Genomic DNA, 15,728 nt, shown 5'->3' on the forward strand with positions numbered 1-15,728 from the left:
AAGGCCATCCCGACCAATTGCCAGCCAGTCAAAATCTTCCCTCCAACGGATATGAAGCTTCTCCAATCCATCAAATACCCCATCCTGAAGGCCATCGACTTCTCAGGCCTGACCTTCCTATCGCCGGTCGTTCGACTCTGCTATGGCGAGGAACCGGCAGTGCAGGCGAAGAAGATCGTTCAATGGATCATCATCCCCGTCGCCGCCATCGGCATCTTCCTCATGGCATGGAATTCCGCCTCGGAAAAGATTCATACCAAGTCCGGCCGCCTTCCCTCGCCCAAGGAAATGTTCCAAGCCTATGGAGCCATCGACACCTTTGCCGAATACGAAGCCCTGAAGGAGGAAGCCTATCTCATGTCCGGCCCCGAACGGCTTTCGGAACTCACGGCCACGGAGTCACTGCTCGCGACCATCGAACCTCTCGCTAAGGCCACCACCGAAAAGGTTGCAGCCACCAAGGAAGCCTACAAAGAAAAGCAGGAGAAGACCATCGCGCCTCTCACCGCGCAGCGTGAGAAACTCAAGACTGAGTTCGAGGCAGCCCAGGATGAACGCAAAGCCAGCCTGGCGAGTCAGTCCGAAAGCCTCCAACCCGGCGATCAGGCTGGCTACGAAGCCTTCCTCGCCGCCGTCAAACTGGACACGGAGATGACCGACCTTGAAAAGGAGCAACTTCGCAACCTGAAGACAGAAATCGACAACATCCGCGACAAGAAGTCGAAGGAAGTCGCCGCCGCACTTTATGCCCAGACTCAGGCTGCCGAGGAGAAGCAGTTTCTCGAAAAGAAGATCGACCAACTCACACGCGACAACCGCAGCGAAAAGGTCGCTTCCGCCAAAGCCGACATCAAGGAGGACACGGACGCCCTGATGTTGCTCACCGGCGCGGACGCCCTGAAGTCCGCGAAGAGAATTGCCAAGGATGAGGCCCGCCTGGCAAAGACCGAGACTTCCGACTACGCCGGTGCGAAGACGCTCTGGTATCAGACACGCCGGAGCATTCTCTGCGTCTTCACCGGTTTCATTCTTGGTTCCGCCATCGCGATTCCGATCGGCATCCTTTGCGGTCTCAACTCCACCTTCATGGCAGCGATGACTCCCTTCGTCGCCATCTTCAAACCGGTCTCCCCCATCGTTTGGCTGCCGATTTGCCTGATCATTGCCAGCGCCTACGTGCCTGCTCCTGAAGACAGCGCCCTCATGGCCTGGATGTGGGAAGACGCGTGGTTCCTGAAGAGCTACGACATCAATCCCGCCTTCATCGCCTCGGCCTGCACCGTCGCGCTCTGCTCCCTTTGGGCCACACTCGCCAACACTGCCCTCGGCGTCGCCAGCATCGACAAAGACCACATGAACGTCGCCCGCGTCCTCAAGCTCGGCTTCTGGTCGCGTCTCTTCAAGATCGTCATCCCATCCGCCCTGCCACTCATCTTTGCCGGTCTGCGCATTTCACTCGGCGTGGGCTGGATGGTGCTCATCGCCGCTGAGCTGCTCTCCTCCTCGGAAGGCATCGGCAAGTTCGTCTGGGACCAGTTCAATAACGGTGCCTCCGACTCCTTCGCCAAGATGGTGGTGGTCGTCTTCATCGTCGGCTTCATCGGCCTCATTCTCGACCGCATCATGATCGTCTTCCAACGACTCGTCTCGTTCGAAGGTGGCGCTGCCGGCGTCTGACCCAATGTCAGCATTTCAACCATTCAGTTCTCAGCATTTCAAAAAATGTCATTCCTCGAACTCAAGAACGTCAGCGTCGGCTTCGGTCCTCCATCGAACCGCACCGAAGTCCTCCGCGACATCAACCTCTCGGTCAAAGAGAAGGAATTTGTCGCGATCATCGGATTCTCCGGAGCTGGAAAGTCGACCCTGATGTCGCTCCTCGCCGGCCTCCAAGATCCCAGCAGCGGCAGCGTCAGCATGAAGGGTCAACCCATGAACGGCCCCGGTCCCGACCGCGGATTGATGTTTCAGAACTACTCGCTGCTCCCATGGCTGTCCGTTTTCGACAATATCAAACTCGCCGTTGATCGTGTCTTTCCGCAGCTCTCGAAATCCGAGAAGGCGGAGAAGATCAATCACTACATCGAAATGGTGAAGCTCGGCCACGCGCCCGACAAGAAGCCTCACGAGCTTTCCGGCGGTATGCGTCAGCGCGCCTCACTGGCCCGCACGCTGTCACTCGACCCGGAGATCCTTCTGTTAGACGAACCTCTCTCGGCACTCGATGCCCTCACCCGCTCCGAGATCCAGGATCAGATTCTCAACATCTGGGAGACGGACAAGCGCACCGTTGTCATGATCACCAACGACGTCGATGAAGCCGTCCTCATGGCCGACCGCATCATCCCGCTCACCATGGGTCCCGGTGCCACCCTGGCCGACGAATTCATCGTCAACATGGAACGGCCGCGCGATCGACACACTCTCAATGACCATCCGGAATTCATGCGACTGAAGTCCGAGATCACCCAGTTCATGATGGACCTCAACAAAGAAGCCAAGAGCCTCAAAACGAGCGAGATCATCCCGATGCCCGACGTCCGACCAAAGGACTTCTCCCTCCCCAGCGCGACACCCCGCCTGAAGAACCGTCGACCTCAACCCAGCAAACCCAAATCAGCCGCGTGAACCCCAACCACCTTTCCATTGTGAGCCAGCACGAGAATACCCGCTTCGTCGAAATCTCGAACCTCGTCAAAGAATACCCGAACCCCTACGGTGAGGACTTCCGCGTCGTCGAGGATTTCAACCTCAACATCCGCGAGGGAGAATTCATCTCACTCATCGGACACTCCGGCTGCGGCAAGTCGACCATCCTCACCATGCTTGCCGGTCTCAATGAGATCTCCGACGGCGGCATCATCGTCGGCAACAAGGAGATCGACGGCCCCGGTCCCGATCGTGCGGTTGTCTTCCAAGCCCCCTGCCTGATGCCGTGGATGAGCGCCTTCGGCAACGTCATGCTCGGTGTGAAGAACATCTACCCCCACGCCGACAAGGCGACTCAGAAACAGATCGTCGAACACGCGCTCTCAGTCGTTGGTCTCGGCGATTCCATGAAAAAGTACCCACGCGAAATGTCCGGCGGCATGCAGCAGCGTGTCGGCATCGCCCGCGCCATCGCCTTGCAGCCACGCGTGCTGCTCCTCGATGAACCTTTCGGCCGCCTCGACTCCCTCACCCGCATGGAGCTCCAGGATGTCATCATCGACATCCTCGCCCGTGAGAAACTCACCGCCATGATTGTCACCCACGATGTCGACGAAGCCGTCTTCATGGCCGACCGCTGCGTGATGATGTCGAACGGCCCGAAGGCCGGCGTCGGGGAGATCATGGAAATCGACTTCCCACGTCCGCGCGACCGCAAGGAAGTCTTCAACGATCCGGCCTTTTTCGAATACCGCGAGCACCTCCTCGCCTTCCTCGAACAACGCGCCCACCTCAAGGGCGAGACCCGCATCCACAAGCGCGACAACCTGATGGGTTTCTGTGGGGTGGAGAGGGAGAAGGGCAGCTCCGCCACGCACTCGGCGGCTTAGACGCCGACATTCCTGCGGGAGGGCTCTCAACATTTTTCTTTCAGAGTGACGCTCTGTGGGCCACCTTGGCCCACCGTCTGCTATTTGGGGTTTCCAAGCAATTTCCCAAAACCCCAATGATGTATGTTTGAAGGCTACACGACCGACGGATTCCACGACGAAATGTTCCTCCCTGATGGATCTCCTAGAAGCTACTGCGAGGGTCTTCTTGAGCGATTCAAATGCATCCCCGATGAGGATTTCGATACTCGCCGAGCGGCCTGCGACAGCCACTTTCTGAGACAAGGCGTCACCTTCAACGTCTACCACGACAATCAGGGAACCGAACGCATCTTTCCTTTCGATCCCATGCCACGGGTCATTCCCGCCGACGAATGGGATCACATCGAGGCCGGGCTTACCCAGCGGATCACGGCCCTCAACCTTTTCCTCCACGATATCTATCACGATCAGCAGATCATCAAGGAAGGCGTCGTTCCGGCCCATCTTGTCGAAAATGCCGTCCACTACCGCCCTGAGTTCCGCGGCGTCGATGTCCCGGGGGACGTTTACGTTCATATCTGTGGCACCGACCTCGTACGCGGTGACGACGGACAGTATTACGTGCTTGAAGACAACGGTCGCTGCCCATCGGGTGCCTCCTACCTGCTGGAAAATCGCAATGCCCTCAAGCGAGCCTTCCCGGCGATCTTCGAGTCATCCGGCGTCCGCCCGGTCCAGTCCTACCCCTCGGACCTGCTCGACATGCTGCATTACATCTCGCCGGGTCGGGACATCGATCCGGTCTGCGTGCTTCTCACTCCCGGTGTCTTCAACAGCGCCTACTTCGAGCACTCCTACCTCGCCCGGCAGATGGGCATCCCGATTGTCGAAGGCCGCGACCTCGTCGTGCGGAACAACTTCGTCTACATGCGCACCACGAAGGGACTCGTCCGGGTTGACGTGATCTATCGGCGGATCGACGACGACTTCATCGACCCGCTGGTCTTCCGCAAGGATTCGGTGCTCGGCGTACCTGGACTGATGGGGGCCTACAAGGCCGGCAACGTCGGGCTGGCCAACGCCGTCGGCACGGGGGTCGCGGACGACAAGGCGATCTATCACTATGTGCCGAAGATGATCGAGTTCTACCTCAGCCAGGAACCGATCCTGCCGAATGTGCCGACTTATCTCGCGGTCGATGACGACGACCGCGCCTACATTCTCGACCACCTCTCCGAACTTGTGGTCAAGGCAACCAACGAGTCCGGCGGTTACGGCATGCTGATGGGCCCCTCCGCAAGCAAGAAGGAGATCGAGGAATTCCGTGAAAAAATCATTGAGGATCCCGGCAACTTCATCGCCCAACCCGTGCTCGCCCTTTCCCGCTGTCCGACCTGGACGGAAAACGGGATGGAAGGCCGTCACGTCGACCTCCGTCCCTACATCATTTACGGCCGCGACATCAAGATCGTCCCCGGCGGTCTGACGCGAGTCGCGCTCACCAAGGGCTCGCTGGTCGTCAACTCATCCCAGGGTGGCGGAAGCAAAGACACCTGGGTTCTCAGCCACTAAATCCCATGTTATCCCGAGTCGCAAACGCCCTCTACTGGATGGTCCGCAATGTTGAGCGGGCCGATAACCTCGCCCGGATGCTTGAGGTCAACGAACAGCTGTTGCTCGACGTCGATCACATTGATCTGCCGCGAATCGACGCCTTCTGGCGACCCATCATCCTGAGCACCGGAGATGAAGAACTCTTCGACGAACATTACCCGGATGGTGGCAGCAGCGAAATCATCCAATTCCTCAGTCTCTCCTCGTCGAATCCTAACAGCATCCGCTCCTGCATTGCTCAAGCACGTGAGAATGCGCGGACTGTCCGGGATCAACTTTCCGAATCGATCTGGGAGGAACTCAACGGGCTCTACCTTTTCCTGCAGTCATCCGAGGCCAACTCCCTGCTGTGTTCCAATCCCCAGCAGTTCCACGAGACAATCCGCAAGTCGGCAAATGTCTTCAATGGCATCATCTCTTCAAACCTCAGTCACGATGAAGCATGGAATTTCATGGACCTCGGACGGAACATGGAGCGTGCCGACAAGATTACCCGCATTCTCGACTTCACCACCTTCCTGCCTCAGAAAGGGGCAGAGGCATCGCTCATCGACCACCACTGGAATGCCACGCTCCGCGCCTGTGGTGCACGAAGCTCGTTCCAGAGCCGCTTCCACAACCAGATCTCGCCGAAGAACATCATCGATTTCCTGATCTTCGATCGCGACTTCCCCCGCTCTGTTAGATTTTGCATCGATTCGGTCGACGCCGCTCTCCATCGGATTTCAAGGAATCCCCGGGGATCATTCAGCAACGAGGCGGAGCGGGCATCCGGTCGCCTTCTCGCCTCCCTGGCCTACGGCTCGGTGGAGGAAGTTCTGGAACAGCAGCTTCACGATTACCTCGACGCGCTTCAGACCCAGTTCAATCTGATTGGTGAAGAGATCTTCCGGGAATACGTGCTGCTCCCCGATTCTGATGAAAGCGTTCCTGCGATCCCAGGAGAGTCCATATCCGCGGTTGTCGCCTGGGAAATTCAACAGCAACAGGAACAGCAGCAGCAGCAATAATCGGATGCCTGTCACAGCTCCCGCACCACCCCATCGCATTTGAATTCAAGCCTACGATATCAGGTCCGTCACCGTACCGCATTTTACTATGCTGCTCCGGTCAGCGGGAGCGCGAACACCCTGCATCTCCATCCTTCAAATTTCAGCCACCAGCGCACCATCTCCTGCCTGATCAGGGTGCTCCCTGCGACGCGGCTTCGCGCGTTCAACGACCTCTACGAGAACATTACCCATCATTTCGAGATTCCAAATCCCCATCAGCGTCTCGATATTGAAAGTGTTCTCAAGGTTGAGAACTTTCCGGTGGAGTTCAGCGACAGGGACGAGGCCGCCATCCTGGATGATTACAAGGAGCCCGCCATCCACGAGCGAACCTGGTCCTTCCTCCAGGCGTCGCACTACGTCTCCTTTCCTCCTGAAATCTGGCGCCAGGCGGTCGACGTGACCTGCCACCACCCTCGCGTCCTCGATAAAGCCAAGGCGCTGATGTCCTGGATTCACGAAGAATTCACCTACGACCTCGAGTCGACCAAGGTCAGCTCGAAGATCGAGGAAGTCTTCGAACACCGGTCGGGAGTTTGTCAGGATTTCACCCACGTCATGCTCGGCATGTGCCGATCGATTGGAATCCCTGCCCGCTACACCTCGGGATACCTCTACAACGGGCCACGGGACACCCTTATTGGCGCCCAGGCCTCGCACGCCTGGGTGGAAATCTTCCTTCCCGACAGCGGCTGGATCGGGCTCGACCCGACCAATAACACCCTTGCGGATACCCGCTTCATCAAGGTCGCCGTTGGACGCGACTATGACGATGTCGCCCCGGTAAAAGGACAGTATCAAGGGACTGCCAGCTGTCGAATGGAGGTCGACCTCGAAGTCTCGCTCCTCTAAGCGATCGCCGCCCAACGGAAAACCGCCTCCAACTGGCCCCACGAATTCAACCTATCAGACCAACCCACCGGCCATGTCGATCCACTGCTCACTCCACCACGTCACTTCCTACAAGTATTCCAAGCCCGTCAAACTTGGTCCGCAGGTGATCCGGCTTCGACCTGCGACTCACTCGCGCACCGAAGTCCCCTCCTACTCACTGAAGATCTCGCCGGAAAAGCATTTCATCAACTGGCAGCAGGACCCGCAGGGAAATTTCCTCGCCCGCATCGTCTTCCCGGAAGCCGTCCGCGAATTCAGCATCGAAGTCGATTTGATCGCGAATCTTTCGACGATCAACCCCTTCGATTTCTTTCTCGATGAATACGCCCAGCACTACCCTTTCGAGTACAGCGAGGAACTGACCCTCGACCTCGAACCCTACCTCGTCAAAGAGGTCCGCGGGCCGAAGTTCCGCAAATTTCTCGAGAATCTCCCCGTGACCGATGGCATGGAAGCCAACGCCTTCATGGTCGCCGTGAACATGGCCGTCCACAAGGCGGTCGGCTACACCATCCGCATGGAGCCCGGTGTCCAGAGCACCGAGGAAACGCTAACAAAAGGAACCGGCTCATGCCGCGACTCCGCCTGGCTGCTCGTCCAAACGATGCGCCGCCTCGGCATCGCCGCACGCTTCTGCTCGGGCTACCTCATCCAGTTGAAGGCGGACCAGAAGCCCGTCGATGGGGGTGCCGAAGGACCCTCCGATGACTTCACCGACCTTCACGCCTGGACTGAAATTTACCTTCCTGGCGCTGGTTGGGTCGGACTCGATCCCACCTCCGGACTCCTGACAGGCGAAGGCCACATTCCGCTTTGCGCCGCCGCCCACTACCGCAATGCCGCGCCGATTTCGGGCTCGCTCTCGATGTCCGATGACACCGAAACCGAGTTCGAGTTCGACATGAAGGTCGAGCGCATCCGCGAGACGCCACGCGTCACCCTCCCCTACACGCCGGAGCAGACCGCTGCGATCGAAGCCCTCGGCCAGAAAATTGACAGGAAGCTCAAGAAGCAGGACATGCGTCTCACCATGGGCGGCGAGCCGACTTTTGTTTCCGCCACCGACATGGAGGCCCCCGAGTGGAATACCGACGCCCTCGGACCAACCAAGGAACTCTACGCCGACCAACTCCTCCATCGCCTTCACCGGAAGTTCTCGCCCGGCGGATTCCTCCACCATGGCCAGGGAAAATGGTATCCCGGCGAACCACTGCCACGCTGGGCCTTCACTTCCTACTGGCGCCTCGACGGCACACCGGTCTGGAACGACCCCAGCCTCTTCGCCGACCACCGCGTCGACTATGGTTATAGTAGCAAGGAGTCGGAAGCCTTCATCAAGCTGCTCGCCAAGAATCTCGACATCCCGGAAAAATACATCCGCGCCGGCTACGAAGACATTTTCTACTACATGTGGAAGGAGCGTCGCCTGCCGATGAATGTCACGGTCGACAACCCGAAACTCGCCGACAAGCTTGAGCGCGATACCATCGCAAAGGTCTTCGAGCAAGGACTCGGTTCACCCGTCGGCCACCTCCTGCCACTCGCCCGCGGCGTGAACCCCGAAGAGTGGATCACCGGACCGTGGTTCCTGCGCGGTGAGGAACTCTATCTCGCTCCGGGCAACCATCCGATGGGCTACCGCCTTCCGATGGACGGCCTGCCTTGGGCCGATCGCATCGATCAACCGATCCTCGAACCTTACGATCCGTCGATTCCCCGTGATCCCTTCCCCGCCGAAAGGATCCTGCCTCCCTCGCTCCGCCAGCAGAACCCGGCCTCGGCTACGGCCGCAACCATCCGCGGTCAGTATCAAGGCGACCCACGGGGTGAGGACCCGATGCGTCGCAGCTCGAAGCAGCGCCTCGACGCGCTTCAGGAACCGCAAGTCGGCAAGTCGGCATCCGGGCAAGTCCGCACCGGCCTGAGCGTCGAACCGCGCGATGGACGACTCCACGTCTTCATGCCGCCATTGGTCAAAACGGATGCCTATCTCGAACTGGTCGGTGCCTTGGAGGAAACCGCCAAGTCGCTCGGCACGCCGATCCGAATTGAAGGATACAAGCCCCCTTCCGACCCCCGACTCTGTTCCTTCTCCGTCACACCCGACCCCGGCGTGATCGAAGTGAACATCCATCCCTCGAAAACCTGGGACGAGATCACGGCGAAGAATACCGTCATCTACGAAGAAGCTCGGAACATCGGCCTCGGCACCGAGAAATTCATGGAGGACGGACGTCACTCCGGAACCGGCGGTGGCAATCATATCGTGGTCGGTGGCGACACCCCGCTCGACTCACCCTTCCTGCGTCGCCCGCATCTGCTGCCCTCGCTGATCACCTACTTCAACAACCACCCTTCGCTCTCCTACCTGTTCTCCGGGCTCTTCATCGGCCCGACTTCTCAGGCACCACGACTCGACGAAGCCCGTCACGAAACGCTCTACGAACTCGAGACCGCCTTCGCCGCGCTTCCGAAAGGCGACTCGACCCTCGATCACTCGCAGTGGCTCGTCGACCGCATCCTGCGCAACCATCTGGTCGACATGACCGGCAACACCCACCGCGCCGAGATCTGCCTGGACAAGCTCTACTCACCGGACAGCACCACCGGCCGACTCGGCCTGCTAGAGATGCGTGGGTTTGAAATGCCACCCCATCCCGAGATGGCGCTCGCCCAGCAGCTCCTGATTCGCGGCATGCTTTCGAAATTCTGGGACACGCCCTACACGGCCAAGCCGGTACGCTGGGGCACTTCAATCCACGACCGCTGGATGCTCCCTCATTTCATCAAGGACGACTTCGAAGACATCGTCACCGACCTCCAAGGTGGTGGCCTCGATTTTGATGCCGCGTGGTTCGAGCCGCATCAGGAATTCCGATTCCCGATCATCGGTGAATACGAGCAGCGCAACGTCCACCTCGAACTCCGCCAAGCCATCGAGCCGTGGCACGTGCTGGGCGAAGAACAATCGAGCAGTGGCACCTCACGCTATGTCGACTCATCCGTCGAGCGCATCCAGCTCAAGGTCCGCGGTTTCACCGACTCCCGCCATCAGGTCACTTGCAACGGCGTTTCCGTCCCGCTGCACCCGACCGGACGTCAGGGCGAGTTCGTCGCGGGAATCCGCTTCCGTGCCTGGAGCCCGTATTCCGCGCTCCACCCGACCCTGCCGATCAACTCGCCGCTCACCTTCGACCTTGTCGATACCTGGAACCAGCGATCGGTCGGCGGCTGCAAGTACCACGTCGTCCACCCCGGCGGCAGAGCCTACGACGACTTCCCGCTGAATGCCTTTGTTGCTGAGAGCCGTCGTCGCTCCCGCTTCTTCACCATCAACAAGTCCCCGGGAAAGCTCGACCCTCCAACCCCAAAAATCGACCGGGAATACCCTATGACTCTCGACCTTCAGCGATACACTTCCTAAGTTTCCGCGGCGGTCCGAGAACCCGTGATCACACGGAGCGGCCGTCGCTATCCTGATGTCCCCAGAGCAAACCCAGTCCCAAAGCCAAAGCACCTCGATTCCCGACCGACTCTTCGATGCCTACAAGCCAGGCATCGGGGTTTTTGACGAGTTTCGCGATCAGCGCGTGGGCACGGAGTCACCATGGAAGGACTTCGCGAAAAGGATCAATGCGATGGGGCCAGGCGGCCTCGCCTCCTCATGGAAGCGTGGCGAGGACATGCTCTACGAGAACGGCATCGCCCACAATCTCCTGGCAGGCGAGACTGCGGAAGACATACGGCGCTGGAATCTCGACCCTCTTCCGCTGCTTATTTCTGAAAACGAATGGGCTTCCCTCGCCCAAGGCGCCATCCAGCGTGCCCAGCTCTGGAACCGCATCCTCCACGACTGCTACGGTCCGCAGAACCTCCTAACAAGTGGCATTCTCCCCGCCCAGGTCATCTTCTCCCAGTCGCGCTACGTCCACTCCCTGCGTAATCTCCCCAACCCGGAGAAGCCGCTGCTTTCGCTCTACGCCGTCGACGTCGCCCGCGATCCGAATGGCAACTGGACGGTCATCGCCGACCGCACCGAAACGCCGAACGGCACCGGCTTTGCGCTGGAGAACCGCATCGTTCTTTCAAACGTCTTCCCCGAGACATCCAAGCGCCTGCACCTCGTCCGTCTGGCCAGCTTTTTCCAGGAGTACCGCAGCACGCTGCTGTCACTCGCTCCCTCCGCCGTTGATACTCCCAACGTCGTCCTCCTCTCGCCCGGACCTGGCGACAAAACCTATTTCGAAGATGCCTACCTGACGCGTTACCTCGGCATCACGCTTGCCGTCGGCAGTGACCTCACCGTGCGCAGTGACCGGCTTTTTCTCAAGACGGTGCGGGGGCTCCAACGCGTCCACGTCCTGATCCGCCGCGTTCCGGACAACGAGTCCGACCCCTTGGAAATGCCGACATCCAGCCACGCCGGTGTTCCCGGCCTGATGCAGGCCATCCGATCCGGCTCGGTCGCTGTCGTCAATCCTCCCGGAACTTCGATTGCCGAAGCCCCCGCATTCCTTCCCTTCCTCCCTGCCATTTCCCGACATTTCCTTGGAGAGGACCTCCTTCTGCCATCGATCGAGACCCACTGGAACCAGGCCGGCAGCAATGCGAACGAATTGCTCAATTCCGGAGCCGCCGTCGTCAAAAGCGCTCACACCCGCAATCTTTTCCCTCCGAAGCTCACCCGCTCGCTCACCCCGCAGCAGCTCGACGAACTCCGACTGCAGATCGCCAAGCATCCCGGCGATTATGTGATTCAGCGCCAGATGCCCTTTTCCACCGCACCGGTTTGGAATGGCAATGCGATCGAAGCCCGAGCCGTCGCCATCCGGCTCTTCCTCTTTGCCGAAGGCGACAGCTATCGCGTCATGCCCGGCGGACTGGCGCGCAGTGCCTCCGGCCCCAACACGCTGCCCGGCCTTTCACTTCAGGAAGACACCAACATCAAGGACCTCTGGGTTCTTGGTAATCCGGAGAACCCTCCCAAGCTCACCTCCAATCTCTCTGCCAGGGTTGCCGTCCGCCGTAGCAGCGGCACCATGTCGAGCCGTCTGGCCGACAACATGCTCTGGCTTGGCCGCTACTCCGAACGCGCCGAATGCGCCACACGCGTCCTTCTGGAAATCGTCCAGACGGCCATCGATGACGATGTCAGCGACGACATCCTTTCGATCCCGGTTCTGCTTCAGGCACTCACCAAGCTCGATTACCTGAAGAAATCCGATTCGGAAAACCTTCCCGCAAAAATCGACCGCCAAGCGCTTCTTCAGACGATCACCACGATCTACTACAAGTCTGGTAGCAAAAAGGCGTCTAATTTCGATTCCATTCCGGAAAATCTCAGCCGTCTTCGTTCGCTTTCCGCCCTCGCACGCGACCGCCTCTCCAGCGAGACATGGAGGATCGTCAAGAATCTCGAGCAGATCGGACACACCGCTCCACCGACCACGCTTGCCGGATTCCGAGCTCCCCTTCAGCAGGCCATTCTGCTGCATTCCGCTTTCAACGGCACGATCCGCGAGAACCTGACCCGCACCGAAAGCTGGCGCTTCCTCAATATCGGTCGCCGTCTTGAACGCAGCTCATGGCTGCTCACCCTCGTCGAACGCACCCTGACCCTCTACCCACGGCCACCCGCCGCGATCCTCGACGCCCTGCTTTCGATCATCGATTGCAGCATGACCTACCGCTTCCGTTATAAGGGAGCACCTCAGGCCCTTCCCGCTCTGGACTTGCTGCTCTTTGATCCTGCCAACCCGCGTGGCCTCGCCTATCAGCTTGCGGATCTCAACGTGAATCTTTCAGAACTGCCCAAGACCACCGACGAAAGCATCCTCCGCCCCGCCCACCGAACCCTGCTTCGCGCCCTTCACTACGTCCAGACGGAGGTCCTCCATGCCGAAGACGATGCATCTGAAGCCATCGCCTTGAAAAATCTCCGAAGCTTCGTCGTCAAGCTCCGCGATGAACTCCCTACCGTATCCGAGCAACTCGGCTGGGAATTCTTTACCCACGCTTCTTTCACCGCCTCCTGATCGTGCGTTACACCATCCATCACCGCACCGCCTATCGCTATGAGGACAAGGTCTCGTACTCGCACCACCTTGCGCGGCTGAGCCCCCTCGAATCCCCGGTCCAAAACCACATCTCCTCGCGCATCGCGGTTACTCCAGCACCGGATATACTGACATCCCATCGGGATTACTACGATAACCTCACGACCTTTTTCTCCCTCGCCTCCCCGCATCAGGAACTGGTCATCGATAGCTACTCGGAGGTGGACGTGATCGCGACTCCCGACCCCACACTCGACCTCTCGCCTCCATGGGAAATCGTTCGCGATCAGGTGCGCAGGTCGACACTCCTTCCGGACCTTGCGGCGATTGAGTTCAGCTTCGCATCGCCGCTCTGCCCGGTGCTTCCCGAACTTGCTGACTACGCGCTTCAATCGTTCCGCCCCGGGACCCCGATCCTTCAGGCGAGCAACGAGCTGACCCAGCGCATCTTCAAGGACTTCACCTTCGACAGCACTGCCACCACGGTAACCACACCTGTTAGTGACACCTTCGCGAAGAGAGCTGGCGTTTGTCAGGACTTCGCCCACCTCCAGATCTCGTGTCTCCGCTCGATCGGACTGCCGGCCCGCTACGTGTCCGGATACATCCGCACCGATCCGCCTCCGGGCCAGCCACGCATGATCGGCGCCGATGCCTCCCACGCCTGGATCGGCGTCTACGTTCCCCAGCTCGGCTGGACGGATTTCGATGCTACGAACAATGTCATCCCAAGCACCAACCACATCCGTGTCGCTCATGGCCGCGACTACAATGACATCTGTCCGATCCGCGGCACGGTCTACGGTGGAGGGGCCCAGACTCTAGCCATCGGCGTCACCGTCACGCCAGAGGAGTAGCGCTGGAAAGAAGCGGAGAATTTCCTGCTAATTCTCCTTCCCGCGGTCCGATTCCGTTTCAGCCACTCGGGGAATCCGAGCCGCACGAACGCCCCTTCGTGGTCGTGGCAAAACGTATCGATCCATGAAGCTCTCCGCCCCATTTATCGCAGCGATTCTCACAAGCGCCGTCATTGCTGCCGCCGAGCCGAAGCCGGATATTCTCGTCATCCTTGCCGATGACATGGGCTTCAGCGACCCCGCCTGCTTCGGCGGCGAACTTGCTACTCCTTCCCTCGATCGCCTCGCCGCCCAAGGCACCCGCCTGACTCACTTTTACAATGGCGGGATGTGCGTCGTCTCACGAGCATCTCTCCTCACGGGTCAGTGGTGGCCTCGTGGACTCGAGAACTTCAAAAAATCCAAGCTCCTCCCGGAGCGCCTCAAGGGCGCCGGTTACCGCAACGCCCTGATCGGAAAATGGCATCTCGCCGGAAACCCCATGGATCGTGGCTTCGATCACTTTTTCGGATTCCTCGGCGGCTTCGCCGATCACTACAAAGGCTCCGCCGACTACCGACTCGATCGTCAACCCTTCAAGGACTTCGGAGAAGACTACTACAGCAGCGACGCCTTCGCCGACCGGGCGATCAACTTCATCAGGTCCTCCAAGCGCGCCAATCCCGAGCAACCGCTCTTCATTTACCTCAGCTTCCAGGCACCCCACAATCCCCTCCAGGCTCCCGAAGCCGACATCCGCCGGCATCGGGGAAAATATCTGAAAGGCTGGCAGGTCACCCGCGAAGCCCGTTTCAAACGGCAGCAGGAAATGGGCATCATTTCCAGCGAACGACGACTCCCCTCGTACCCCGAGAACCTTCCGGCATGGGAATCCCTCACCCCGGCGCAGCGCGACCTCGAGGACCTTCGCATGGCCACCTACGCAGCGATGGTCGAGCGCATGGACCATGGCATCGGCCGCGTCATCAAGACGCTCGAGAGCCACGGACGAGCCGACAACACCCTCATCGTCTTCCTCAGCGACAATGGAGCCGATTCCTTTTCCGTCGTCGATCAGGCGATGCTCCAAAGGAAGCTCCTACCCGGCGACCCCGGCTCGAATTTCCAACCCGGCACCGGTTGGGCCTACGCCTCCGTCACCCCGTGGCGACTCTACAAGATCAGCCAGCACGCCGGAGGGATCACCACCGGTGCCATCATCCGCTGGCCAGGCAAAGCCACAGCAAAAAGCCAGATTCTCGCCAACTCCGTCCACATCGCCGACCTCGCCCCGACCCTGCTTGATCTGATAAATGTCGAGTCCGACGGCTTCGACGGCGAATCCTTCCTTCCGCTGCGGACGGACTCCAATTGGAACAGAGAAGGCCCGATGTTCTTTCAATACATGGATAACCGCGCCATCCGCACCGGCGATTGGACCCTCGTCGAAGCCGACGGCTCCGGTTGGGAGCTTTACGACGCTCGCAAGGACCCGATGGAGACCGAAAATCTCGTCGCCCAAAAGCCCGAACTCACCCAGCAACTCGCCGCCCAGTGGAACGATTGGTGGCGCTCTCAGAATCAAGGGAAGACCTACAAGCCCACCACGACCAAAGACAGCCCCCACTACAAACCCCAGGGCGACCGTGGCACCGGCACCCTCTACAAACCCTCCGCCATGCCTGCCGGACTCTCGGAACGCCTACCTATCGAGTAACCGGTCTCGATTTTCCAATGATGGACCCTCAAGCGACC

At 59.5% G+C, this 15,728-nt stretch carries 10 protein-coding genes; all 10 read left to right on the top strand.

Annotated features, from left to right (window positions below):
* Positions 1 to 51 precede the first annotated feature (51 nt).
* The 10 genes from ACFQY0_RS06985 (at position 52) to ACFQY0_RS07030 (ending at position 15,690) form a co-directional block, all read left to right on the top strand.
* On the top strand, positions 52 to 1,677 hold the full coding sequence (locus ACFQY0_RS06985) for an ABC transporter permease subunit (protein WP_379710734.1): 1,626 nt from the start codon (positions 52 to 54) through the stop codon (positions 1,675 to 1,677).
* Between the two features lie 45 nt (positions 1,678 to 1,722).
* Positions 1,723 to 2,628, top strand: coding sequence for an ABC transporter ATP-binding protein (locus tag ACFQY0_RS06990; protein ID WP_379710736.1), 906 nt, complete (start codon positions 1,723 to 1,725; stop codon positions 2,626 to 2,628).
* On the top strand, positions 2,625 to 3,539 hold the full coding sequence (locus ACFQY0_RS06995) for an ABC transporter ATP-binding protein (RefSeq protein WP_379710738.1): 915 nt from the start codon (positions 2,625 to 2,627) through the stop codon (positions 3,537 to 3,539). The genes ACFQY0_RS06990 and ACFQY0_RS06995 overlap by 4 nt, the downstream gene beginning before the upstream one ends.
* A gap of 123 nt (positions 3,540 to 3,662) precedes the next feature.
* Positions 3,663 to 5,093: a circularly permuted type 2 ATP-grasp protein gene (locus ACFQY0_RS07000; RefSeq protein WP_379710740.1), complete on the top strand. Its 1,431-nt coding sequence runs from the start codon at positions 3,663 to 3,665 to the stop codon at positions 5,091 to 5,093.
* Between the two features lie 5 nt (positions 5,094 to 5,098).
* Positions 5,099 to 6,145, top strand: coding sequence for an alpha-E domain-containing protein (locus ACFQY0_RS07005; RefSeq protein WP_379710742.1), 1,047 nt, complete (start codon positions 5,099 to 5,101; stop codon positions 6,143 to 6,145).
* A gap of 39 nt (positions 6,146 to 6,184) precedes the next feature.
* Positions 6,185 to 7,039: a transglutaminase family protein gene (locus ACFQY0_RS07010; RefSeq protein WP_379710744.1), complete on the top strand. Its 855-nt coding sequence runs from the start codon at positions 6,185 to 6,187 to the stop codon at positions 7,037 to 7,039.
* Between the two features lie 73 nt (positions 7,040 to 7,112).
* Entirely contained in the window at positions 7,113 to 10,505 is a 3,393-nt protein-coding gene (locus ACFQY0_RS07015; protein WP_379710746.1) for a transglutaminase family protein, read from the top strand.
* A 55-nt stretch (positions 10,506 to 10,560) separates the two neighbouring features.
* Entirely contained in the window at positions 10,561 to 13,116 is a 2,556-nt protein-coding gene (locus ACFQY0_RS07020; protein WP_379710748.1) for a circularly permuted type 2 ATP-grasp protein, read from the top strand.
* 2 nt (positions 13,117 to 13,118) lie between these two features.
* The gene (locus ACFQY0_RS07025) at positions 13,119 to 13,994 is read left to right on the top strand and encodes a transglutaminase family protein (protein ID WP_379710750.1); all 876 of its coding nucleotides are present in this window, start codon (positions 13,119 to 13,121) and stop codon (positions 13,992 to 13,994) included.
* A gap of 124 nt (positions 13,995 to 14,118) precedes the next feature.
* Complete coding sequence (locus tag ACFQY0_RS07030; protein WP_379710752.1) at positions 14,119 to 15,690, top strand: arylsulfatase; 1,572 nt, start codon at positions 14,119 to 14,121, stop codon at positions 15,688 to 15,690.
* The last annotated feature ends 38 nt before the right edge of the window (positions 15,691 to 15,728 follow it).

Source organism: Haloferula chungangensis (assembly GCF_042664875.1).
Lineage (GTDB): Bacteria > Verrucomicrobiota > Verrucomicrobiia > Verrucomicrobiales > Akkermansiaceae > Haloferula > Haloferula chungangensis.

Bases quoted from the DNA above. Each gene is read 5' to 3' on its own strand.
- ACFQY0_RS07030 (WP_379710752.1), top strand. From the start codon at position 14,119: ATGAAGCTCTCCGCCCCATTTATCGCAGCGATTCTCACAAGCGCCGTC.
- ACFQY0_RS07005 (WP_379710742.1), top strand. From the start codon at position 5,099: ATGTTATCCCGAGTCGCAAACGCCCTCTACTGGATGGTCCGCAATGTT.
- ACFQY0_RS06985 (WP_379710734.1), top strand. From the start codon at position 52: ATGAAGCTTCTCCAATCCATCAAATACCCCATCCTGAAGGCCATCGAC.
- ACFQY0_RS07015 (WP_379710746.1), top strand. From the start codon at position 7,113: ATGTCGATCCACTGCTCACTCCACCACGTCACTTCCTACAAGTATTCC.
- ACFQY0_RS06990 (WP_379710736.1), top strand. From the start codon at position 1,723: ATGTCATTCCTCGAACTCAAGAACGTCAGCGTCGGCTTCGGTCCTCCA.
- ACFQY0_RS07000 (WP_379710740.1), top strand. From the start codon at position 3,663: ATGTTTGAAGGCTACACGACCGACGGATTCCACGACGAAATGTTCCTC.
- ACFQY0_RS07020 (WP_379710748.1), top strand. From the start codon at position 10,561: ATGTCCCCAGAGCAAACCCAGTCCCAAAGCCAAAGCACCTCGATTCCC.